Raw genomic sequence first — 22,763 nt, forward strand, 5'->3', positions numbered from 1 at the left:
AAAGTTGCCATAAACATGGAATTTAAATACTTCATTGTTCCTAATGGGATTTCAACTGATAAACAGGCATTGAAAGCAGGTGAGTTTATAATTAAGGTTCCTTTTAACTTCCCTACTACATTTGCTGATGGTGAAGGGCCGTATAATTCCATACGAGGATTGAAGAAAAATTCTACAATTTTTAAAAATCTAATATCGAACAACCCAAGAAGAGCGCAAAAAATTCTTGTAGAAACAAATATAATTAAGCCGAGCGAATTTATATTTCACCCTAAAGGCATTTCATTTAATGCTGAAACTATGGATGTGTATTTACACGCTGTAAATGGAAGAGTATCAAATAGTGACGTCACAGGAGTCCACTATTATGATAAGCAAAAGGTTAGAATTATTGAATTGATAGCGAAAAACAAAGAAACCGGTGTGTTTTCTGCAAAAATTGAATACTTTGATCACAGAACAAACAAATGGTTAAGAAAAAAATTGGCTAGCACCTTTTTTCCTATAACTTGGAATAGAGGGAATGTTTTATCTGAGTGTAAATACGCAATAGAACGAATTAAATTACCAAATGAAGGAAATAGAAAAATAGAATCTGAAACCAGTAATGGAATAAAAGTGATTTTACAAATAAAAGATGGTAAGATAAAAACAATCTATCCTTTGCTCTAAATGTATCAGTTGCCAACTACGTATACAGAAATGGCGGCTAAGAGCCAAATTCAAAAAATCTATGTTACCAGCAAAAATGAGGTAAAGACACCGATAAAGGGATAATTTTTTTTTTGCACACGCAACCTTTTGGCTAAATTTTCATCTTATAAGCAAACCAAAATTATTCTATGAAAACCATCAAGCCACTTTTAATTCTATCATTATTATTTTCTTTTGCTCTCATTAGTTGCAATGACGACGATCAGGAACCAATCGTTTTGCAGGATTCTGACCTTATCGGAAAATGGAAATTAACAGAAATATATTCAGATCCCGGAGACGGCAGTGGCACTTATGAACCAACTGATTTTGATAAAACTCTAGAATTTTCTTTAGACGGGCAACTTACAGTTACTAACGGTACAATTTGCTATATAAACACCTCAACAACTGAAGATACTACTGAAACATATAGTATAGATGGGGATACCATTACCACTGCTAGTTGTAAAGTTCTCTTTAATTTTGAAGGTAGGAATTTAGTTATAGGCCAATATTGTATAGAAGGCTGTGGTGAAAAATATATAAAAGTAAATTAACTACTCGATATACTCTACAACCATTTTCTTTTCAAAATGATTTTTCGGTGCATCGCATACCGGGCATATATATTCGTCAGGTAATGAATTAAATGAAGTCCCCGGTTTTACATTCTGAGTTATATCGCCATAAGCAGGATCATAAATAGTGAGGCATTCTGCGCATTGATACACCTCAACTTTATTTTCTTGTTTTGGCTCTTCGATACTTTTCACCTCCTCTTTTTCGGTGCCCAGTTGGTCAAAGTACATTTTACTTAATTCCATCAAGAGCCCGGGAAGCTCTACTTTATCAACATCCTGTACATGCACAATATAATCGCGTGTATTGGGATCAAAATTCTTAGCATAAAGAAGATTGTAAGTATCCCGAATAATAAAATTACCCAATTCCTTAGGAGGCCTGTTCTTTTCAATCACAATTGAGGTGAAATAATACGCTTTTCGGGTATAGTCTGTGATTCCGAAAGTGAGTCCGTATGTGCTTATATCATTCTGATCAAAATCAGCTACCAGAAATTTTTTCAGGCTCAAAGCATCAGCATTATCTACCGGAAGATGCCAATTTAACTCAAGCATAGAGTGGCGTACATTTATACCGAATTTACCCAAAAGTTTCTCCCACACAAGTTTAGATTCAGCGGGTATTCCCCGTATAATAAACGATTTCCAGGGTGTAAGGGAGATTTTTCCTATTTTACTTTCGGCACACAGATCACACAGCGCTTTAAGAAAAGTGATATCATATTTATTGTTTCGCCAATAAAGGCCCAACCAGTATTTATCTGATCCGGTTCGGTTCATACCCTCATAATATGGGAAAGGATAAAACGGAACTGACAGCGGTTTATCTACCGTGCGATTGTTTGTATCTACAGCGTCACTCACAAGATCAAAAATCATCTCAACCGTTTCAGGCTCTTCCTGTAGTATATTTTCTATTTCATAGGCAACCTTAGCGATGTCCCAGCTGTAAATAAGTGCCGGGTACATCTTAGTATCGTCCCATCCCGGTAATCTCACATAGAGATACCAATAATCTTCATGTTCTGAAGCGATAAAATTTAAATGCCCCGTAAATAAAGGAACTATACGTTGTTTAGGATCTGTGATATTAATTTTTAGCCCGGGATTGTATCTAAATTGCTCCAGAACATATAAGTATCTGTCACCGGTGAGCCAGGAAGTATTTGCAAATATTGAGGCTGAAACATATGATGATACAATATTTTCGGGTCCAACTACTCCGTGAGAAACAATCTGAAGTTTATCAAGTCTATTAATTTCCTCTTCCTCAAGTTCTTTCGGAAAAAGTATATCCTGTCTGGAACCAAATGAAATATAATTTAAATTCAATTCTTCTGCTGCCTCAACAATGCTTTTTAATTCGGCCGGTGAAAGAACACCCCCTTTTACAACAATACGGGACAGGTTCTTTCTCATGCCGGCACTTTTGAATTATTAAGAATTTCTCTTACTTCTGTTTTACAACTACCGCACCCCAATCCGGCGCCCGTTTGATTACACAATTCGGTAAAATCTGTACAACCGCCGGCTATAGCTTCTTCAATATTCCCTTCACCTACAGGACTGCATGAACACACAAGCTTACCTATAACAGGTTTATTAGTTGATGCTCCTCTAAGCAATTCATCGCGTTTATCTGCGAGTTCGATTTTACTTTCAATAAGCATTTTAAATTCGGCAAATTCATTTTTGTCTCCCATGAGCACTGCACCCACAAGAAGATCATCTTTAATAATGCATTTTTTATAATATCGCTTACTTACATCTGTAAAAATGATCTCTTCATAACTATCATCATTTTCAGGTACTCGTATCTCGCCAATACTACACAAATTAAGATCATTAAATTTTAATATATTCATCAACACTGAACCATCATACCAACTGCTTATATCACCTGAAATATAATTCACAAGCACGTTAGCCTGCTCCTCAGCGGCAGAAGTGATACCAAAAAGCTTGTCTTTAAATTCTGCAATTTCGCCAATAGCGAAAATATTAGGATCTGAAGTTTGTAAATGCCGATTCACTTTTATACCTCGTCCAGATAATAAACCTGCCTCTTTGCCTATTTCTATATTTGGCCGTGTACCAATGGCATACACAATGGCATGAGCGGTAATAATCTTTCCACTGCGTAGCGTAATATTAAGTTCGCCACTATCATCCTCATCAAAAACGGTGCTTACTTCGTTATCAAAATAAATCTGTATCCCTCTTTCCTGAACGTCTAAAGCCAGCAGCTTACTGGAAGTTCTATCGAGCTGGCGTTCCATCAAACTTGAGGAACGTTGTACTATCGTTATTTTTACATTTTTATGCTTAAGTGCAGCTGCGAGTTCAAGTCCTAACAAACCACCACCTACAATAACGACGTGCTTTTCTTCTGCGGGAAGATTAATATTATCAAGATAATTTTTAAAACGATCTGCATCAAATTTGCTGCGTAATGTAAATCGCCCCGGTAAATTTAATTGTGCTTCTTTAGGCACAAAAGGTCTGCTACCCGTGGCTAAAATTAGCTTATCATAACGATGATGATAACCCTGCGCATCAGTAATACAGTTATTATCGCGGTCTATTTCCTGAATGAGATTATTACCGTGTATTTGTATGTTTAAACGCTTTAATTCTCTTTCTTTTATCTTCAACAGTTGCTCCCAAGTAAGTTCTTCAGTAACATATTCCGGTAGCAAAACCCGGTTATAGAAAGGTTCTGGTTCTTGAGAAAAAACATGAATTTCATCTTTACTATTATTTTCTCGGTAATTCTGCACAAATCTAAAAGCCGCAGCACCAGCACCTACAATTATTATCTTTTCAACCGGCTTTTTATACTTACTCACACTTACTGCGGTAAATTTAAAATCTGGTTCTTTAGACTGTGGGTCTATTATTGTATGCGTAAGATTGTTTGCGCGATTTAGATCACTTTGCAGCTGTTTTCCCCAATGCATAGGCAGAAAAACAACTCCTTTGCGAATGTTTTCTGTAACATTTGCTCTTAATCTTACGAGTCCGTTAGGGCTTTTTATCTCAACTACATCGCCATCTTTTACACCTGCTATATAAGCGTCTACAGGATTGATTTCAAGTACTGGTTTTGAATAGTGCGTTTTTAGACGTGAAACCTTACCGGTTTTTGTCATTGTATGCCATTGATCGCGCACCCTTCCTGTTGTGAGAATGAGTGGAAATTCTGCATCTGGCTGAATGGATGTGTTATGAACAATATACGGTACATTGAATATTGCTTTTTTTGAAGGTGTATAAAATTCTTTGTCTTCAAAAAGTCTTGGTGTACCGGTATGGCGATATTCATTAACCGGCCATTGAAAAGTACCTTCGTTCTTAAGTCGGTCATGACTGAGGTAAGAAACATCAATGTTTGTTCCTTTCGTCATCGAGCAATATTCCTGATAAATCTCTTCAGTACTATTATAGTTGAAACCCCTAAAACCCATTCGCTGTGCAAAATCACAAAGTATTTCTACATCGGGGCGCGCTTCACCGGGCGGATTAATCGCTTTGGGCAGATATGCAATCCTTCTCTCAGAATTAGTCATGGTTCCGTCTTTCTCTAACCAACCAGCGGCGGGCAGAACCAGATCTGCATATTCAATACTATCTGATCTGTAAGAAATATCCTGAACTACTACGAATTTCGCATTTTTTAATGCTTTTTCTATACTGCCTGAATTGGGTAAACTCACAGACGGATTCGTACAAACAATCCATACCGCTTTAAGATCACCTTTTTCTAAAGCTTCAAACATTTCTGTAGCGGTGTATCCCGGTTTCCCAGAAATTTCATTTACTCCCCAGAACTGAGCTACTTCTTCCCTGTGCTGTGGATTTGCAAGATCTTTATGTACAGCAAGCAAGTTTGCCATACCACCTACTTCACGACCTCCCATCGCATTGGGCTGCCCGGTAAGAGAAAATGGCCCCGAACCTGGCTTCCCTACCTGACCTGTAATTAATGAAAGGTTAAGCAAAGCGAAATTTTTATTTGTACCAATAACACTTTGGTTTAGACCCATCGCCCACATGCTGATAAAGGCTTTTGATAAACCTATTGTATCAGCGGCTTTACGAATTTCCTTTTCTGTAATTCCGCAAATTTGAGCCGCTTTTTTAACGGTTGTCGCTCCTATTTGTTCTTTATAGCGCTGAAAACCTTCAGTATGATTTTTAATGAAATTATTATCTATTAGTCCACGCTCTAAAAGGCATCTTCCTATGGCGTTAAATAAGTAAACATCTGTCCCGGGAAGTATCTGAAGGTGAATATCTGCATAAGCAGCAGAATCCGTTTTTCGTGGATCAACCACAATAATTTTAACATCGGGATTTTTCTCTTTGTGCTGTTCTAGCCTTCTAAATAAAATAGGATGACACCAAGCAGGGTTCGCGCCAGCAATCAAAAAACAGTCGGCCAATTCAATATCTGCATATGAAATAGGAACTGAGTCTTCACCAAAGGTCTTTTTATACCCAACCACAGCAGAACTCATACAAAGCCGTGAATTTGTATCTATATTATTCGTACCAAGAAAACCTTTTGTAAGTTTATTAGCTATGTAATATTCTTCAGTAAGGCATTGGCCAGAAACATAAAACCCAACACTATCAGGACCGTGTTTTTTAATAATTGATTTAAACACACTGGCCGCCCGATCAAGCGCTGTATCCCAGCTTACTCTTTCTTTAGGATGAGACCTGCTCCAGCGCATTTGAGGATATAAAATACGATCTGAAGTATCATTTACTACGTAGTGTAAATTTCTTCCTTTAGAACATAGCATACCCCTGTTAACAGGATTGTCCTTATCACCTTCAACAGAAACGCGGTTTTTTGAATCCTTTTTAACTACAATCCCACAACCTACACCACAATACGAACAAGTCGTTTTTATTTCGTTCTTCAGCATTTACAGGATGATTAATATACTAAGTTCAGCGTTTTAAGGGTAAGATAAAAGTGTCACCTCAAAAATTACCAATGCTTTAAAAAACGGTCAAAATGTTCTCAAAATCGATAATTATTGAGCCGATTTTTAACTATTTACAGGGATAAGATTTTCAGCAGAATATCCTGATTCTATAGCTGCAACTTTTTCATCCTCTATAGAGAAGCGTATTGCCAAAGCACAGATACCTGTTACAGCTACAACTATTCCTATAAGAAAGTACCCGCTGGAAACTGCTCCTGCAGCAGCTGCTGATTGTGCGGCTTTAACTGCTTCTTCTCCCAGACCATTGTTAGCCGCAATTGCTGCCTGTTCTGCCACTGCAGATTTTGATTTAAGTAATAAGGCTGCCAGAAATGCGCCTACGTTCCCACCGGCACCTACAATCCCTGATATTGAACCTATCGCTTTCTTATTTATAAAAGGAACTACAGAGAATGTTGCGCCTTCTGCCATTTGTACAGACAAACTAAACGCTATAAGAAAAGCTATCCCGGCAACTACACCTGTAATCGTAGAAAAGAAAACTAGCATGAGACCTTCTACAGATAGAATTGCGGCAAGAAATAAAACTCTTCCGCGTAAGCCCTTTAGTTTCCCGAATTTATCACCAAAGTATCCACCCGTAGTCCGGGCAAAAATATTCATAAGAGCAAAAGAAAGAACTATGTTTCCCGCTGTAAGTCTGTCAAGTTGAAATGTATTTTGTAGATAATCATCCATTGTTCCATACACGGTCAACTCTATGCCAAAACATGCTGCATATACCAGAAAAAGAATCCAAACTCTGTAATCTTTTAGTGCTTCCAGAAAGCCCACTTCATCTTTCTTTTTAGTCGATACGGCTTCACCACTTTCTCGTAAATCTTTAAAATTTCCACGAGGTGTATCCTGAGTACAGAAATAATAAACCACACCCATCAAAAAGCAAATTACACCGGCAATAATCATAGAATATCTCCATGCATCAGCCTGAGCCACGCCAATACCAACAACTGCTGCCGCAATTAAAGGCATACCTAATCTATTAGCTCCCCCACCAAGGTTACCCCAACCTGCAGAAGTAGCGTTTGCAGTACCTACAACATTAGATGCAAACATTAAGGATGTATGAACCTGTGTAATTACAAATGAAGCTCCTATAAAACCAATAAATAATCTACAGATAAGAAATTGAAGCGGCGTTTGCACGAAACCGCAGAGTATCACGGGAATCGCACCTAAAGTAAGAAGCCATGTATAACATAGACGTGGCCCGTATTTATCGCATAATTTACCTATAAGAAGACGTGCAAATACAGTTCCTGTAACAGCCAGAATAACTGAATTCCATTTTTGAGCCGGCGACAATCCCAGATCTCTTACTACGTCTGGCATGAATGGCACTATACCAAACCATGCAAAGAAACACATGAAAAAGGCTATTGAAGTAATCCAAAATGTTCGCATAGGAACACTTTTAAAATCGCGCAGATTAAGACGCGTTGCTTTAGTTGAAGTTATATCGCTCATAATACGTGGTTTTTATACGGATAAAATTAAGTATAAATACTTATATAATTACGTATAAAGTACGTATTTCTGAATAATTATTAGATTTTAAATAATAGTGTCTAAATTTTAGATAATTCTTAAAATGCTATTAAATAAATCACTTTCAGCAGGATAAAACCTAAAAATTAAGCTCTCTTACTTTGTTTGCTAGTTCCATAAGGTTCTTAACATCAAGCTTTTTCATGAGGTTAAAGCGGTGAACCTCAGCCGTACGCTTACTTATATCGAGTTGCTCTCCTATTTCCTTATTGCTTAATCCCTCAAGTACAAGATCTAAAATCTGACGCTCTCTTTTAGTAAGATTAAATTCTGCGCTGGCTGTTGGGGTTTTTGAAATATGACCATTCCCATTTAAATTCTTGATAAGAATAGATGAAATATCTCCGGCAAAGTATTTTCCGCCTGCAGCAACTGTGTGTAAAGCTTTAAGAAATTCTTCTTTGCTCGCTCCTTTTAATAAATAACCGTCTGCACCTGCCTGTATTGATTTAAGTACGTATTCTTCAGAATCGTGCATTGAAAGCACAAGTGTTTTTATATCAGGATGCCGTTGTTTAATTTCCTGCACCACCTCTATACCATTAAGATACGGCATACGTATATCTACTATAAGTAAATGAGGTTTATTTTTCTCAATCACCTTAAGGGCCTCTCGACCATCTGATGCTTCATCAATAACAACAATATCCTGTTCATCTTCCAGGAGGGCTTTTATACCGTCTCGCACCAACACATGATCATCTGCTAAAACTATATTAATGGTATCCATCAGGTCTTAATTTTGAGAATTAGTGATTTAATTTAAGTAAAAATATCCTAAAATTATTAAATAGGTACATTTAGTGTAATTCTTGTACCTTCATTGGGAGAAGAATGCATAAATAGTCTGCCATTGATATATTTAACGCGTTCTCGCATAAATGTCATACCCATACCGCCTTCACCTATTGCTCTTTTTACCTTAGTAGGATCAAAACCTTTCCCATTGTCATCAATAGTTATACTTAGTAGTTCCTGACTATGGCTTAGGCTGACTATAATATGACTTGACTCGGCATATTTAACAGCATTATTTATAGCTTCCTGGGTAATACGATAGATATTGATCTCGACCAAAGAGTCTAAGCGAAGATTAAAATCTGTTTTATTAAAGAGTATAATATTTTTCGCAGTGAGTTTAGATAGTTCCTGTGTCATTTTAGTTAATGCGGGAACAATACCGTGATCTGTTAGTTCTGGCGGAGTAAGATTAAAAGTTGCAGTACGTACACCTTTAATAATATTGGAAGTCAGCGTTTTGAGGTTATCAATTTTTGAAACGGCCTTTTTGGTATCAGTCAGATCAATACTCTCAATATTAAATTTAAGACCCGTAAGCATCTGCCCTATCCCGTCATGCAGATCTTTGGCAATTCGATTTTGCTCTTTTTCCTGATTTTCAATTATCTGTCTTGATACTACTTTTTGCTGATGGATCTTCTCCTCAAAGTTGGCTTTATTTAATCGCTCTATCTCAAGCTGTGCTTCTTTACGCTTTGTAATGTCCAGGCAAATAATAAGTAGCTCGGCACGCTCATCACTTGCTGTAAAAGGAACAATAGACATATCAAGCCAGATAGACTCTTCATCTTTTGTTGTGGCTTTAATTTCGCCCTGCCAGCCGGTCTTCCTGTTCTCAAGAATAATAGCATCAATAACTTGCTGTTCTTTAACTCTTATTGACAGTACTTCTGAAAATTTCTCTGTATTATTAAATCTTCTGAACTTGAAAAGCCGGGAGAATTTATCGCCCATATGTACTATAAAACCATTAGAATCAATGCGCGCGAATAATAAAGTCTGATTCATCGCCTGGCTTAAAGCTCGCAGTTCTCTAACCGATTTTTCTTTCGCTGTGCTCAATAAATCGGCATTTATAGCCATTTTTTTTGAGGTTTTTTCAGCTTCCATCAACTCGCGCATACTGCCTTTTACAGCTTTGGCCGTGGGCCAGAATATAAATAGAAATTCGCCTAGCAAAAGCAATAGCGTTACAACCATGATGAGCAACTCAAGATTGCGCAACCTGTTTACTTTATTGTTAGCTTCTACATCATACTGATTTACGATAGAATCCATTAATTGTAAGAATTCATCCTCATTAGCATTTATATTTTCAACCTGAGTAGCGATGTCTGCTTTCGCGAAAGCTGGATCAGTTTCTACTATGTAAATAAGCCTGTTTGAAGCTTCAAGCATATTCTCATAATATGGCTTTATCTGGGCAAACATTTCAGCGATAACTGTGCTGTTATTGCCCGGAAGACCTAAACTGTCACTGCCAGATTGTAAGGCCTCATGTGAAATTTTCCACTGACTTTGTGTATTCTTAATATTTTCGAGAAGTTGCCTACGATCGTCTGGCTCATCTGTTGAAGAAAGTAGCAGGATTTCTTTGGTAAGTTTTTGACTGAGCATGCGCTGCCTGCCCGCGACGTTTACAACTCTTGAATCGTCATTTTGATCATTGAGATAAACATGAATAAGAATCTGGCTAATTATTACCGAAAGCGCTATGGCGCTTAGGGCAATTATATACAACCGCCGTAGCTTATTAAATGTACTTTGGTCCAACGAATTAGAATTCCCGGCCATAAAACCTGATTTTAAGCCAGTGCTTTCTTAATTAGCTCCATGCTGTGAGGTGTGAGTGGAAGTTGGAGTGCAGCCTCATGGCCTTCTTCAGACATTTTTCCCCAGGTTTTTTGAAGTATATCAACAATTTTTTCATCGGGATGCTTTGCTGCAAATTCCTCAAGGTAATTTTCCAGAAAAACTAGGCATATTACATCTTCAAGGGTTTGTGTTCCCTCGTCTTTTTTAATGAGTTTCTTTTTAATAAGGAAAGAAACCCGATCTATAAAATCGGCAGAATAACCTGTTTTTTCCAGTATTTTGGCAGTAATATCGGCATGCATTTTCTTAAGATCTTCACGCCATTTTAAATAACCAATGCGATCCATAGGATATTGCTCACGCGGACTCATCCAGCGGCAGATGTGCTGTGCACGAGCTGCTATTTGTAACTCTTCTGAAGCATCAGGTTTAAACTGCAAAAGCTTTTGTACCATGCGCAATGAGTACAAAAGCTCTTTAGGATATTCTTTTCCTGCTGCTATTTCTATATGAGGATCCTGCGAATTCTTCTCATCTATTAGAGCCGCTGCCTGTTCTATTTTTGTCATTTAAAGTGTAATTAATCTGCAAAGCCAATATACACGTTTTCATCCTGAATTTTTACCGGATACACGGCAATGTTTAAATCATCTCCATTTAAATTAGATCCATCTTCTAATGAAAATGTTTTTTTATGAAGCGGGCAGGCAATTTTTGGTATGCCTTCTGCATCGCCTATCATTCCGCGAGAAAGTACCATTTCCATCTTATGTGGACATAAATTCTGGCAGGCGTACCACTTATCTTTTCGGGTAAAATTGTAGACCGCGATCTGTCTTGTCTTATATTTAATGCAGGCGCCGCCATTCTCTGGAAAGTCTGAAACAAAGCCAACCCTAAACCAGGTGATGACATTACTTTCTGCGATTGACTGATATTGGTCAAGAATATTTTGCATAATTTTTTAGCTTAAAAGGTGATTTTTACCAGGATTGGGGCATTTTTTGATCGCGAAGAGGTACAAAAACAAGGTTCTCATCTGCATCATCACTGTTCACAAAATGCTTGAAACGTTTCATCATTTCCGGATCTTCAATTGCTTGTTTCCACTCACATTCAAAGTTATTTACAAGTCCCTGCATTTCCTTTTCCAGTTCGTCTGCAATTCCTAGTGAATCTTCAACAACTATCTTTTTTAGATATTCTATGCCGCCATCGAGTTTTTCAAGCCAAGGAGCGGTACGCACCAATGGCGGCGCAGTACGTATGTAGTACATCAAGAAACGATCTAAATATTTAATAGCTGTTTCTTCATCTATTTGCTCTGCCAGTAAAATTGCATGTTTGGGATTTGCTCCTCCATTACCACACACAAAAAGATTCCATCCACCTTCCACAGCAATCAAACCAAAATCTTTACCTCTTGCTTCAGCACATTCTCTAATGCATCCGGAAACTCCACCTTTTAATTTATGTGGCGATCGTAAACCTTTGTAGCGTTCTTCAATTTCTATGGCAAAAGTCACACTCTCATGTAAGCCATATCTGCACCAGGTTGAACCAACACAGCTTTTTACTGTTCGAAGCGATTTACCATAGGCGTGACCACTTTCAAAACCAGCTTCTATTAATTCTTTCCATATTAGCGGAAGTTCGTGCAGCTGAGCGCCAAAAAGATCAATACGCTGGCCACCGGTTATTTTTGTATAGAGATCATATTTTTTCGCGACAGCTCCTAAAGCGATCAATTTATCTGCTGTGATCTCCCCACCAGCAACGCGAGGTACGACAGAATACGTTCCGTTACGCTGAATATTTGCCAGAAATCTATCATTAGAATCCTGAATAACCGGTTGTTTATTGGCAGTTTCCATATAGATACTGGCAAAAATTGACGCCATTACCGGCTTACAAACCTCGCAACCGTCACCTTTACCAAATATATTTAGAGCCTCGTCATAATTTTGAACTTTATTCAGTTTAACCAGATCATATAATTCCTGACGGCTAAAGCTAAAATGCTCACAGATCGTCTCTTTAACTTCTTTCCCAAGGGATTTTAAACTTTCTTTCACCAGATCTGCAACCATAGGTTTACAACCTCCACAACTTGTAGAAGCTTTGGTCATTTTAATCACTTCACCTACTGTACTACAAGTTTCACTAGTGATAGCTCCGCAAATGGTACCTTTTGTCACACTTTCACAAGAGCAAATTTGAGCTGTATCAGGAAAATCTAATACGCTGCCAATTGCACTGCTTTCGCCGCCGCGAGATCCCAGAATAAGATCTTCAGGATTTTCAGGTAACTTCATTCCATTAATGAAAATCTGAAATAAGGTATTGTAATCTGAAGAATCACCTACTAATATTCCACCAAGAAGTTTTGTGCCATCGCTGGTTACGTTGATACGCTTATAAATACCGCGATGCTTATTTTCATATACAATCGCAGAAACCTCATCACCCTCAATAAAAGGATCTCCAAAACTGGCAACTTCAGTTCCTATCAATTTTAACTGCGTTGACATATCTATTGAAGGAACCATCACTTTATCACCACCCGTAATTTGCTCAACCGCTACGTCTGCCATATCATAGCCGGGAGCAACAAGACCATAGATCATATTATTGTATAGAGCCGCTTCGCCTATCGCGAAAACTGACTCATCTGAAGTTCGCATAGTATTATCAACCCAGATACCACCACGGTCACCCACTTTTAATCCTGCACTAACAGCCAGCTCGTCCCGAGGACGTATACCAGCAGAAATGATTAACATATCAACTTGCAGCTCTGTGTCATCTGCAAAATCCATATGCTCAATATGTTCCTCGCCCACAATTTCTTTTGTGGCTTTGCCCAAATGAATGCCAATACCCAGGCTTTCTATTTTACGCTGAAGCATATCACTTGCAGCCTGATCAAGCTGCCGCGGCATAAGCCGTGGAGCAAACTCTACAACATGCGCCTCAAGACCAAGTTCTTTAGCAGCGTTTGCAGCTTCAAGACCCAGAAGACCACCCCCCAAAACAGCAGCTCTTGATTTACCCTGAAATTTAATTTTAGATGCATAAGATTTCATTGCATCGAGATCTTCAATAGTTCTATACACAAATACTCCAGATTTATCTGAACCTTTTATAGGCGGCACAAACGGAAAAGATCCCGTAGCCAGAACTAAGTAATCATACTCAAAAACCTGATGCTTATAGGTAATAACCTGCTTCTCATGCAGATTTATTATAGAAATTAATTCTGATGTACGTAGTTCTATATTATTTTCTTCATACCACGCTCGTGGTGCCATTAATAATTCATCTGCGCTTTTGTCTGCGAAATACTCACTTAAATGCACGCGATCATAAGCAGGTCGCGGCTCTTCTCCGAAAACAGTTATAGAAAAATGACTTCTGCTCTCTTTGGCTATCAATTTTTCACAAAATTTATAGCCTACCATCCCATTACCAACCACTATAATTTTTTTCATAACTACGTATTTTATATTTCAAATATACGTATTTATACTTAATATAAAATCAAGGAGTGAAAAATTTTAAAATATTTCCTTTTCATCAGCTCATACTTAATATCGCATAATACGATAAACTAAATATTATTTAAATTAAATCTAAATAAAACTTGCTCAGTTTAGAATGTAAATATATTTTTGCCACGTTATGTTAAATCAATCTAAATAAACTATCATGCGTTACCTCCTACTTTTACTCACTTTTATATCTATCAATCCACTTTTTGCGCAAAATACGGGTACTATATCCGGGAAAATCACAGATGAAACTAATTCACCGATTCCCTTTGCTAATATCTATCTGGTTACCTTAAAAAAAGGTACTGCCGCAAATGAAGATGGAGAATTTACTCTAAAAAATATTCCTCAAGGCACGTGGGATGTTACTGTAAGCGCAGTAGGATTCAAATCAAAATCCTTAAAAATCGACCTTAATTCGCCAACATTAACAGATTTAAACTTTGCACTTGCAGCAGATAATGAACTAGATGCAGTAGAAGTTTTTGGTCGTCGTGATCAACATCCTGATAAAATTGAAGCACTTACACGTCTTCCGCTTGAGCCTTATGAGCAAATACAAAGTATCTCTGTAATTTCTGATAAGCTTATTCAGGATCAGGGAGCGCTTACTATTTCTGAAGCGACTAAAAATGTTCCCGGTGTGTATACTTTCGCCACTTATGGCAATAAAAGAGAGAGTATGTCCTCAAGAGGTTTCCGTGGGATTCCTATTCTAAAAAATGGCGTGCGCGTGCATTCAGACTTTAGAGGAACAGGTATTCTAACAGACATGCAAGGTGTTGATAATATTCAGGTTTTAAAAGGTGCCGCTTCTATAACACAAGGTGTTGCTACAGATTTAGGTAGTCCGGGTGGTGTAATCAATATTGTAACTAAAACTCCTAAATATCGCTTTGGCGGAAGTGCTTCTTTACGTGTAGGCAGTTATGGGCAGGTGCGACCTACTTTTGATGTTTACGGACCTATAAACGAAAAGAAAACATTGGCCTTTCGTATTGACGGAGCACTAGAACGAGCAGATAATTACAGAGCCGGAATTTCTTCTGAAAGATTTTATATTAATCCATCTTTACAATGGAAGCTTTCTAACAAGACGACATTAACATTAGAAATGGATTATTTCGACGACAGTCGTACTCCTGATGTTGGTACTGTAAACCTTGCTGAAAACGATGTGAATGCCATTTATGACCTGCCGCATGATGTCTTTTTAGGATATAAAAATGATCGTTCTATAACAGAAAATACGACATATGCCATACGATTGGATCATGCTTTAACCGATAAATTGACTTTAAAAGGAGCTTTTTACAAGTCACAGCTCGATCTTGATGATAAAGGAGCAAGCCTGGGCGATCCTATAGAAGAAGACGGTGAACCGGTTTATAACATGCGCAACAGAGGTTATAGTACCTCAACACGCAGCGATGATAACAGCGTTATACAATTTGACTTAATAGGTGACGAACTATATACCGGTTCTATTTATCACACCTTTCAGGTAGGTTTTGATTACAGAAAAACAGATTATAGCACATTGAGCCTAACTGCAAATAATGCAGATGTGGTAGATGTTTTTGGCACTAACTCAAATGATTTGCCAGCGATCGAATTTGGCGCAGCAAGAACCGGAGGAGCAGAATCAAAATCTATTGGGTTTGTAGCTCAGGATGTGATTACTTTTAATTCCTGGTTTAAAACATTCTTAGGTTTACGCTATAGCTCGACGGAAACCATTCAGGATACTGAGAATAACAAAAGCGATGCTTTTAACCCGTTAGGAGGTGTAATATTTACTCCGCTTGCAAATATAAATGTTTTTGCTTCTTATACTAACAGTTCTTATCCACGTTCGGCTTCGCGCTTAAGCGAAAATGGCGAAGAATTAGGTAATGAACGCTACGACCAACTTGAAGCTGGTATTAAAACGAATTGGTTTAACAGCCGCTTGCGATTTAACCTTACCTTTTTCAAAATTAATAACAAGGATATAAACCTTCCTGTTTATGATGAAAATTGGGTTGCAACAGGGTTTTATCAAAAAGGTGGAAATGATCAGCGCCAAGGTGTAGAAGTAGAATTAACTGGTAGATTACTAAGTAATCTTGAGATTGTAACGGGTTACTCTTATATAGATGCACAGTACAAAGAACACACATCTTATGTTTATGGTTCTGCTCCTTTAAACACTCCAAAACATACATTTAATGTATATGCAAACTATCATTTTCTGGGTAATCTTTCAGGATTATCTGTGGGTGGTGGTGCTTATTATACAGGCAAAAGACCTATCAATGATTGGTCTGCAGGACCTGTAACCCATGAAGGAATTGTTCCTAATCAGGAACCTTTTGATGTAGAAGCCTACACACTGGTAAATCTTCAGGCAGGTTATGAGTTTAACTCAAACTGGAATGTGAGATTACTGGTAAACAATTTGTTTAATGAAATAGGATACAACGCATACAGAACCAGGTTTATTAATCAAACCGATCCCAGAACTTTTGCCGCTGTACTCAATTACAGATTTTAATCCCTCATAAACTTTTAATTCCCCGGTGGGTATACCTCGGGGAAATAAAAGTTTGTATTAAGCACAAAAGTTAGCATCTTAGCGCAAAAATCGGCTGTAGTGAGCAAAAATCGGTTTAGAATATAAATTTATCTCAATATTTTTCGCGATGAGCAAAAAGAAAAAATACACTGTTAGAAAGTTCATTAATGATGTGCACTTATGGTTAGGTCTGGGAAGCGGGATAATTTTATTTCTTGTGTGCCTTAGCGGTACAATGCTCACTTTTGAAGAAGAGATAAAAGATTTGTTAGCGAGTGAGATGGAGATTACTCCCACAGCTCAACCGCTAAGTATAGAAAATCTCACAGATAAGCTTAAAAAAGAAGGAAGTGTGGCAAGCGTTACTATTAGTGACGCTGCAGAAACTCCTTATGAATTTAGAATAAAAACTTCACCTGAAGACAGAAGAGGCACTCCTTATTTTGTAGATCAATACACCGGTAATATTCAGGCCGCAGAAAAATCTTCGCTTGACGGTTTTTTTATGAGCATGTTTAAAATGCACCGCTGGTTGTTATTTGACTCTAGTATAGGCAGACCTATTGTGGGGATCGCAACCTTATTTTTCTTCTTTATTGCTGTTACCGGAGTTGTATTGTGGTTTCCCAAAAAAGTAAGCTGGAAGAGCCTAAAACCGGGTTTTAAGATCAAATTTTCAGCAAATTGGAAACGTATTAATCACGATCTGCATAATACGCTTGGTTTTTACGCCTGCATTTTTTTAATCATTATGTCACTTACCGGTTTGTGCTGGTCATTTGCATGGTATCGAGATGCCGGTACCGCAGTTTTAGGAGCCCAAATATTTGGTAACCGTGGCGGTGGCCCTAAAATTGAAACCACGCTAGATTCTACTGCAACTGCTTTAACATACAGCCAACTTCTTAAAGTGGTTGATCGCGAACTAGATTACTCTGGTAAAACAACACTTAATTTGCCTTCCGGCGAAAATAAACCTTTAAGTGTGCGTAAGATAAATACCTCAAGCTGGTCACCTGTAATCGCAGATCAACTTGTACTTGCTCAGGATGGCAATGTTTTATCTAAAGAAATTTTTAGAGATAAGCCGGTAAATGTTCAGATCGCTTCACTAATAAAACCAATCCATACCGGGCAGATATATGGCACATTTTCTAAGATAATATATTTTCTAGCCTGCCTTATTGCTACAAGTTTACCTATAACTGGAACTATCATTTGGTTGAACAAAATGAAAAAGAAGAATAAGAAGAATGCTAAAACGGCTCCTGTTTCATAAATAAATGTTATTCTGGGTTTAGCTCTGTATTAAAACTTTAGTTTTTTCATTAACTTACTCTAAAAAAGTAACTTATGGAAAACAGGAGGTCATTTATAAAGAAATCTGGAATATTTGTAGCTGCGTCAACTTTACCATTCCCCAATATTCTATTTGGTAAACCAAAAGAAAAACTTGGTATCGCCTTATTAGGGTTAGGAGGTTATAGCACTAATCAACTTGCTCCTGCTTTACAGCTTACAGATCACTGTGAGTTAAAAGGAATCGTAACCGGTAGCCCGGAAAAAATTCCTGTTTGGCAAAAGAAATATAACATTCCTGACGCAAACGTGTACAACTATGACAATATGCACGAGATAGCAAACAATGACGACATTGATGTTATTTACATTGTTACTCCCACTTTTTTACATAAAAAATATGCTGTTATGGCAGCAGATACGGGGAAGCATGTTTGGTGTGAAAAACCCATGGCAATTACCGCAGATGAATGTCAAACTATTATTGATGCCTGTAATAAGAATAAAGTAAAACTCGCTATAGGTTATCGTATGCAGCATGAACCGGTCACACAAACTATTATTGGCTGGGCAGATACTAAACCGTATGGAGCTATACAAAATGTAAAGACTGAAGCTGGTTTTAGAATTGGTCAAAGTGGCGGCTGGCGGCTGGACGGGGCAAAAGGTGGTGGCGCTATGTACGACATGGGCGTTTATCCTCTAAATGCAACGCGATACAGTACAGGTATGGAACCTATTTCTGTATCTGCCAGGCACGAGACAACAAGACCTGATCTTTTTAAAAATAACGCGCATGAGATCACCTATTTTGATCTTGAATTTCCTGGCGGTATAAAAGCAGATTGCAGGGTGACTTATGCAGATTCTATTAACTACCTTGATGTCACCTGTGCAGATGGCAGTTACAGGCTTGAGCCATTTTCAAGTTATACCGGTGTAAAAGGTACTACTAGTGATGGTAAAGTATTGCAACCATTTAAAGGCAATGAGCAAGCAAAACAAATGGATGACGATGCACTGGCAATTATGCAGAATAAGCCTATGCTCGTTCCTGGTGAAGAAGGTAAGCGTGATATACGCATTGTAGAAGCAATCTATAAGTCAGCTGAAAATGACGGGCAGGTTATTAATTTATAACCTAAACTTCAAAGTAATGTTTTGTGCGCTCATCAGAAGTGAGCAATCTAACCTGTATTTTATCTGAAGTTGACAGGTTTAAAAAAGAGAATTTTCGTGTAATTGTATTGAAGTTAAATTCATAATCATACAAATCACTTTCACCGGACTTATCTGAGCTGGAATGTGATAGTAAGAGTTTGGTAAGTGTTTTTCTAAAGTCATATTCTATCTTTAGAAGTTCTTCTACCTGATCACATTTACTGGAATTATCGGGGGTCCAATTAATCCTCATTAAAAAGGGTATTTTTACAATTCATTGCAAAAATACCCTTTTTTTATTCTTTAACAAATTGTTAAGACAACTTATCGTAATCGTTAAGTTTAATTCTCAACAGATTCATTGGCATAAATCCATTTAGTAATGCCGCCCTCAAGATCATATATTTCCTGAAAACCCGCTTCTTCCATGATTTTAACGCATTTTGCACTACGACCACCTTTCTGGCAGTAAACCACTATAGGCTTCGATTTATCAAGTGCAGATATATTCTTTTCAAAATTTTCATCGTAAACCACGTTTTGAGCATCCTTAATATGCCCAGACTTGTACTCTGGTTTCGTGCGAACATCTACAATTTGCACCTCGTCTAACTTCATCAATTCTTTCATTTCGTTAACCGAAACGACCTCTACTCCTGTAGCGGCTTTTGCTTTCTTACAAGAATAAACTGAGGCTACAACAAGTACTAAAAGAGCAGCGTAAAATATTGATTTCATAGCGTTTTATGTTGCTGAGAAGCTACTCGTCCTGATAGGTGACATCGCCATCCCATTCATTAAAGCCTCCCATGAGGTTATATGTATTTTCAAAACCTAATTTATCCATGATCTGGCAAGCCTGACCACTTCTGTTACCAGAGCGACAGTAGATGTAATAGTTTTTAGATTTATCGAGTTTTTCTACTTCATCTATAAAACCCTGTCCTTTATAAATGTCTATATGTTTAGAATCTGGTATAATACCTCCATCTACTTCTTCCTGGGTTCTTACATCTAATACAACTGCATCTTTATCATTCGCGATGCTTTCTTCCCATTCTTCTTGTGTGATGTTCTTCATTCTTATACTGTTATTGTGCTAAAGTGTATATAATTAATTTTAAGTCACGCTTTATGTTGGTGCGCTTTTACCTTAAATCCTTACAAATCTAAAAATTAAACCTGATTTACAGGTATAAAAAATCCGAAGTAACACCTACTCCGGATCTATATTTATCTATTGAGTTAATTTAAGCTTTAATAGAGCAGCCAATTGCTTTAGTAGTTTCTACTTCTACTTTTTTACCTGTAAGTAACGCATCAACCGCTTCTTCAACAAACCTTTTATCTACGCTTTCTGGTTCTCGTACACTGTCATCTATAGCACCTATATATCTCACTATGTTATTATCATCTTCTTTTTGAAGAACAAACACGTGAGGTGTTTTATTAGCACCATATTTAGGAAACACTTTTTGACCTTGATCTACAAGATATGGAAATGTATACTTCTTCTGTTTTGCACGCTTCTGCATTATAGAAAAGCTTTCTCCGGGTTTAACACTAGGATTGTTTGGGTTGATCGCGATTACCGGGTAACCCAGCTCACTATATTTCTTATCAAGTGCAAGAATGCGATCTTCATTAGCAGCCGCAAACGGGCAGGTATTACAGGTAAATACAATTATAAATCCTTTGGCTTCAGTATAATCACTTAAAGAAACCATGTTACCGTCAACATTTTTTAAGCTAAAATCTACAGCTTCATCTCCTACTGTATAACCAGAAGCACTTAAATCAAAATTCTCAACAGCAAACGCTGAAATGATGATCACAATTGCTACAACGGTTAGCACCTTTAACATTCTCATTTTGTACTATGCATTTAAATTTTTAATTAACAAACCCTTCAACTTCTTGTTTAAGTTCATCATAGCTGAAAGAGCGCTCGTAAAATTTACGATGATTTGCATCATAAATAAGGGTTGCAGGTATTGCCCCGCTCCAGGTCGAATCTACTTTGGGTATCCAGTCATTGCCTTTAGGATCGTCTAAAAGCACCACTTCTGCCTCTATATTATGTTTTTTAATATAAGGGACAAGGCGTGTCTCTAATTGTTTAGGGAAATCAAGACTTACTAGGGTTAGTTCTACACCTTTATGGGCATATTCCTTTCTTATCTTTTGAAAAGATGGCAATTCTTCAATACATGGTTTGCACCAGGTTGCCCAAAAATTTATAATATGTAATTTGTCATCTTCTTTATAAAGAAGCTTTTCAAATTCATTGAAAGAATAAGATACAACTTTAATCTCATTTTCATCCTTAACTACCGATTTTTGATCTGAATTTACCGATAAATCAGCGTTTTCTGCCGATTTTTCATTTTTACAGGAAATCATCAGAAGTGTAACAAATACAGTTAAAATCAATCGAAGGCTCAAGAAAATATTATTTTTTGCAAAATTAATAATAAGATAATCACCACTTTGCATTTTAAGAATACTATAACATTCTAAATTAGATAAAAGCATCCTACCTTCAAATGTTAAATCTCTCTATATTTTAAGAAATATTCAAAAATCATTATACATTTGTACATACAAATATTGTACATACGTATATGAAAATTGAAGAAGTCATAAAAACTGCAACCGCTATAGACCTTCCTACAAAAACGGTAATTAACCTGATGTATACTACAAGAGTTATGGAAGAAGCTGTATCTGCAATTTTAAAGGAGTATGACTTAACAACTCCTCAATACAATGTTTTGAGAATTCTGCGTGGTCAAAAAGGAACACCGGCAAGTCTGTCATGCATACAAGAGCGCATGGTAGATAAAAATAGTAATACAACCCGTCTGGTAGATAAGCTCATTAAGAAGGCTTACGCAGATCGCAGAATATGCCCGCATAACAGGAGAATGGTTGAGATTATCATTACAGAAGATGGTCTTGAGATTCTTAAAACACTTGACCCTATCACAAAGGAAACAAATGCTAAAATGCTGGGAAACCTTGCTGATAAAGAAATTGAAACCCTAAATAATTTACTTGACAAAATAAGAACTCATGAATAACTATATAGAAGCTTTAAAATGGCGTTATGCCACTAAGAAGTTCGATTCTTCTAAAAAAGTAGCCGCAGAAGATCTAAATATTTTAAAAGAGGCTATGCAATTGTCTGCTTCGTCTTATGGTCTTCAGCCCTATAAAATATTTGTGATTGAAGATCAGGAAATAAGAAAGCAATTACAACCCGCTGCTTATGGCCAGAGCCAGATAGTTGATGCTTCACATCTAATCGTAATTGCAAATAAAGCCGATTTTGACGAAAACCTGGTAGACAGTTATGTTGATGAGATAAGTAAAGTAAGAGGTATAGAACCCGCTCAACTTAGCGGCATGGCAGATTATATGAAAAAGAATGTGGTTGATCTTGCTGTTGAAATGAAAGCTCAATGGACAGCCAAGCAATCCTATATTGTTTTAGGCAATCTTCTTGCAGCCGCTGCCCAACTTAAAATCGATACCTGCCCTATGGAAGGTTTTGATGCTAAGAAATTCAATGAAATCCTTGGCTTAGCTAATAATGACTACAATGCTTCAGTAATTGTGGCTTTAGGTTACCGCAGCATAGATGACGCTACGCAACACCTCCCTAAGGTTAGAAGACCCAAGGAAGTCCTTTTTGAAACTATTTAATTTTTTTTCGTTTTAAACATTTGTA

At 37.3% G+C, this 22,763-nt stretch carries 20 protein-coding genes; 7 read left to right on the top strand and 13 right to left on the bottom strand.

The annotated features are described in order from the left end of the window. Window positions 1-15 precede the first annotated feature (15 nt). On the top strand, window positions 16-672 hold the full coding sequence (locus ACH3O9_RS01245) for an EndoU domain-containing protein (protein WP_416443576.1): 657 nt from the start codon (window positions 16-18) through the stop codon (window positions 670-672). Between the two features lie 170 nt (window positions 673-842). Further along, the gene (locus ACH3O9_RS01250) at window positions 843-1,253 is read left to right on the top strand and encodes a lipocalin family protein (protein ID WP_416443578.1); all 411 of its coding nucleotides are present in this window, start codon (window positions 843-845) and stop codon (window positions 1,251-1,253) included. Here ACH3O9_RS01250 and ACH3O9_RS01255 read toward each other — a convergent pair whose 3' ends face one another. The 8 genes from ACH3O9_RS01255 to nirB all read right to left on the bottom strand — a co-directional run bounded on the left by ACH3O9_RS01255 (window position 1,254) and on the right by nirB (window position 13,953). After that, complete coding sequence (locus ACH3O9_RS01255; RefSeq protein WP_416443580.1) at window positions 1,254-2,696, bottom strand: rubredoxin; 1,443 nt, start codon at window positions 2,694-2,696, stop codon at window positions 1,254-1,256. Next, window positions 2,693-6,214 (bottom strand): molybdopterin-dependent oxidoreductase, encoded by a 3,522-nt coding sequence (locus ACH3O9_RS01260; protein ID WP_416443582.1) that lies wholly within the window; start codon window positions 6,212-6,214, stop codon window positions 2,693-2,695. Before ACH3O9_RS01260 ends, ACH3O9_RS01255 begins: the two co-directional genes overlap by 4 nt. A 126-nt stretch (window positions 6,215-6,340) precedes the next feature. Then, window positions 6,341-7,765 (bottom strand): MFS transporter, encoded by a 1,425-nt coding sequence (locus ACH3O9_RS01265; protein ID WP_416443584.1) that lies wholly within the window; start codon window positions 7,763-7,765, stop codon window positions 6,341-6,343. A gap of 160 nt (window positions 7,766-7,925) precedes the next feature. Continuing rightward, window positions 7,926-8,576: a response regulator transcription factor gene (locus ACH3O9_RS01270; protein WP_416443586.1), complete on the bottom strand. Its 651-nt coding sequence runs from the start codon at window positions 8,574-8,576 to the stop codon at window positions 7,926-7,928. 56 nt (window positions 8,577-8,632) lie between these two features. Continuing rightward, window positions 8,633-10,441 carry an ATP-binding protein gene (locus ACH3O9_RS01275; RefSeq protein WP_416443588.1) on the bottom strand — a complete coding sequence of 603 codons (1,809 nt, stop codon included), beginning with the start codon at window positions 10,439-10,441 and terminating at the stop codon, window positions 8,633-8,635. An 11-nt stretch (window positions 10,442-10,452) separates the two neighbouring features. Further along, window positions 10,453-11,031, bottom strand: coding sequence for a DUF4202 domain-containing protein (locus ACH3O9_RS01280; RefSeq protein WP_416443590.1), 579 nt, complete (start codon window positions 11,029-11,031; stop codon window positions 10,453-10,455). Window positions 11,032-11,042: 11 nt separating this feature from the next. After that, window positions 11,043-11,420: a nitrite reductase small subunit NirD gene (nirD, locus tag ACH3O9_RS01285; RefSeq protein ID WP_416443592.1), complete on the bottom strand. Its 378-nt coding sequence runs from the start codon at window positions 11,418-11,420 to the stop codon at window positions 11,043-11,045. A gap of 25 nt (window positions 11,421-11,445) precedes the next feature. Then, window positions 11,446-13,953 carry a nitrite reductase large subunit NirB gene (gene nirB / locus ACH3O9_RS01290; protein WP_416443594.1) on the bottom strand — a complete coding sequence of 836 codons (2,508 nt, stop codon included), beginning with the start codon at window positions 13,951-13,953 and terminating at the stop codon, window positions 11,446-11,448. A gap of 217 nt (window positions 13,954-14,170) precedes the next feature. Between nirB and ACH3O9_RS01295 the strand changes: the two genes are divergently transcribed. The 3 genes from ACH3O9_RS01295 (at window position 14,171) to ACH3O9_RS01305 (ending at window position 19,009) form a co-directional block, all read left to right on the top strand. Next, window positions 14,171-16,549 (top strand): TonB-dependent siderophore receptor, encoded by a 2,379-nt coding sequence (locus ACH3O9_RS01295; RefSeq protein WP_416443596.1) that lies wholly within the window; start codon window positions 14,171-14,173, stop codon window positions 16,547-16,549. A gap of 148 nt (window positions 16,550-16,697) precedes the next feature. Then, window positions 16,698-17,849, top strand: a complete 1,152-nt coding sequence (locus tag ACH3O9_RS01300) for a PepSY-associated TM helix domain-containing protein (protein ID WP_416443598.1) — start codon at window positions 16,698-16,700, stop codon at window positions 17,847-17,849. A 74-nt stretch (window positions 17,850-17,923) separates the two neighbouring features. Continuing rightward, window positions 17,924-19,009 carry a Gfo/Idh/MocA family protein gene (locus ACH3O9_RS01305; protein WP_416443600.1) on the top strand — a complete coding sequence of 362 codons (1,086 nt, stop codon included), beginning with the start codon at window positions 17,924-17,926 and terminating at the stop codon, window positions 19,007-19,009. A gap of 1 nt (window position 19,010) precedes the next feature. On the opposite strand, the gene ACH3O9_RS01310 is transcribed toward ACH3O9_RS01305, so the two are convergent. The 5 genes from ACH3O9_RS01310 to ACH3O9_RS01330 form a co-directional block, all read right to left on the bottom strand. Further along, window positions 19,011-19,283 carry a hypothetical protein gene (locus ACH3O9_RS01310; protein WP_416443602.1) on the bottom strand — a complete coding sequence of 91 codons (273 nt, stop codon included), beginning with the start codon at window positions 19,281-19,283 and terminating at the stop codon, window positions 19,011-19,013. 89 nt (window positions 19,284-19,372) lie between these two features. Next, the gene (locus ACH3O9_RS01315; RefSeq protein WP_416443604.1) at window positions 19,373-19,768 is read right to left on the bottom strand and encodes a rhodanese-like domain-containing protein; all 396 of its coding nucleotides are present in this window, start codon (window positions 19,766-19,768) and stop codon (window positions 19,373-19,375) included. A gap of 22 nt (window positions 19,769-19,790) precedes the next feature. Further along, entirely contained in the window at window positions 19,791-20,111 is a 321-nt protein-coding gene (locus ACH3O9_RS01320) for a rhodanese-like domain-containing protein (protein WP_416443606.1), read from the bottom strand. 169 nt (window positions 20,112-20,280) lie between these two features. Continuing rightward, window positions 20,281-20,901: a thioredoxin family protein gene (locus tag ACH3O9_RS01325; protein WP_416443608.1), complete on the bottom strand. Its 621-nt coding sequence runs from the start codon at window positions 20,899-20,901 to the stop codon at window positions 20,281-20,283. A gap of 22 nt (window positions 20,902-20,923) precedes the next feature. Further along, a complete protein-coding gene (locus ACH3O9_RS01330; RefSeq protein ID WP_416443610.1) occupies window positions 20,924-21,433 on the bottom strand; it encodes a TlpA family protein disulfide reductase in 510 nt (169 codons plus the stop codon). A 221-nt stretch (window positions 21,434-21,654) separates the two neighbouring features. Between ACH3O9_RS01330 and ACH3O9_RS01335 the strand changes: the two genes are divergently transcribed. After that, window positions 21,655-22,113 (top strand): MarR family winged helix-turn-helix transcriptional regulator, encoded by a 459-nt coding sequence (locus tag ACH3O9_RS01335; protein ID WP_416443612.1) that lies wholly within the window; start codon window positions 21,655-21,657, stop codon window positions 22,111-22,113. Beyond that, complete coding sequence (locus ACH3O9_RS01340; RefSeq protein ID WP_416443614.1) at window positions 22,106-22,738, top strand: NAD(P)H-dependent oxidoreductase; 633 nt, start codon at window positions 22,106-22,108, stop codon at window positions 22,736-22,738. The genes ACH3O9_RS01335 and ACH3O9_RS01340 overlap by 8 nt, the downstream gene beginning before the upstream one ends. The last annotated feature ends 25 nt before the right edge of the window (window positions 22,739-22,763 follow it).

The sequence above is a fragment of the Leeuwenhoekiella sp. A16 genome, from assembly GCF_047946675.1.
Classification (GTDB): domain Bacteria; phylum Bacteroidota; class Bacteroidia; order Flavobacteriales; family Flavobacteriaceae; genus Leeuwenhoekiella.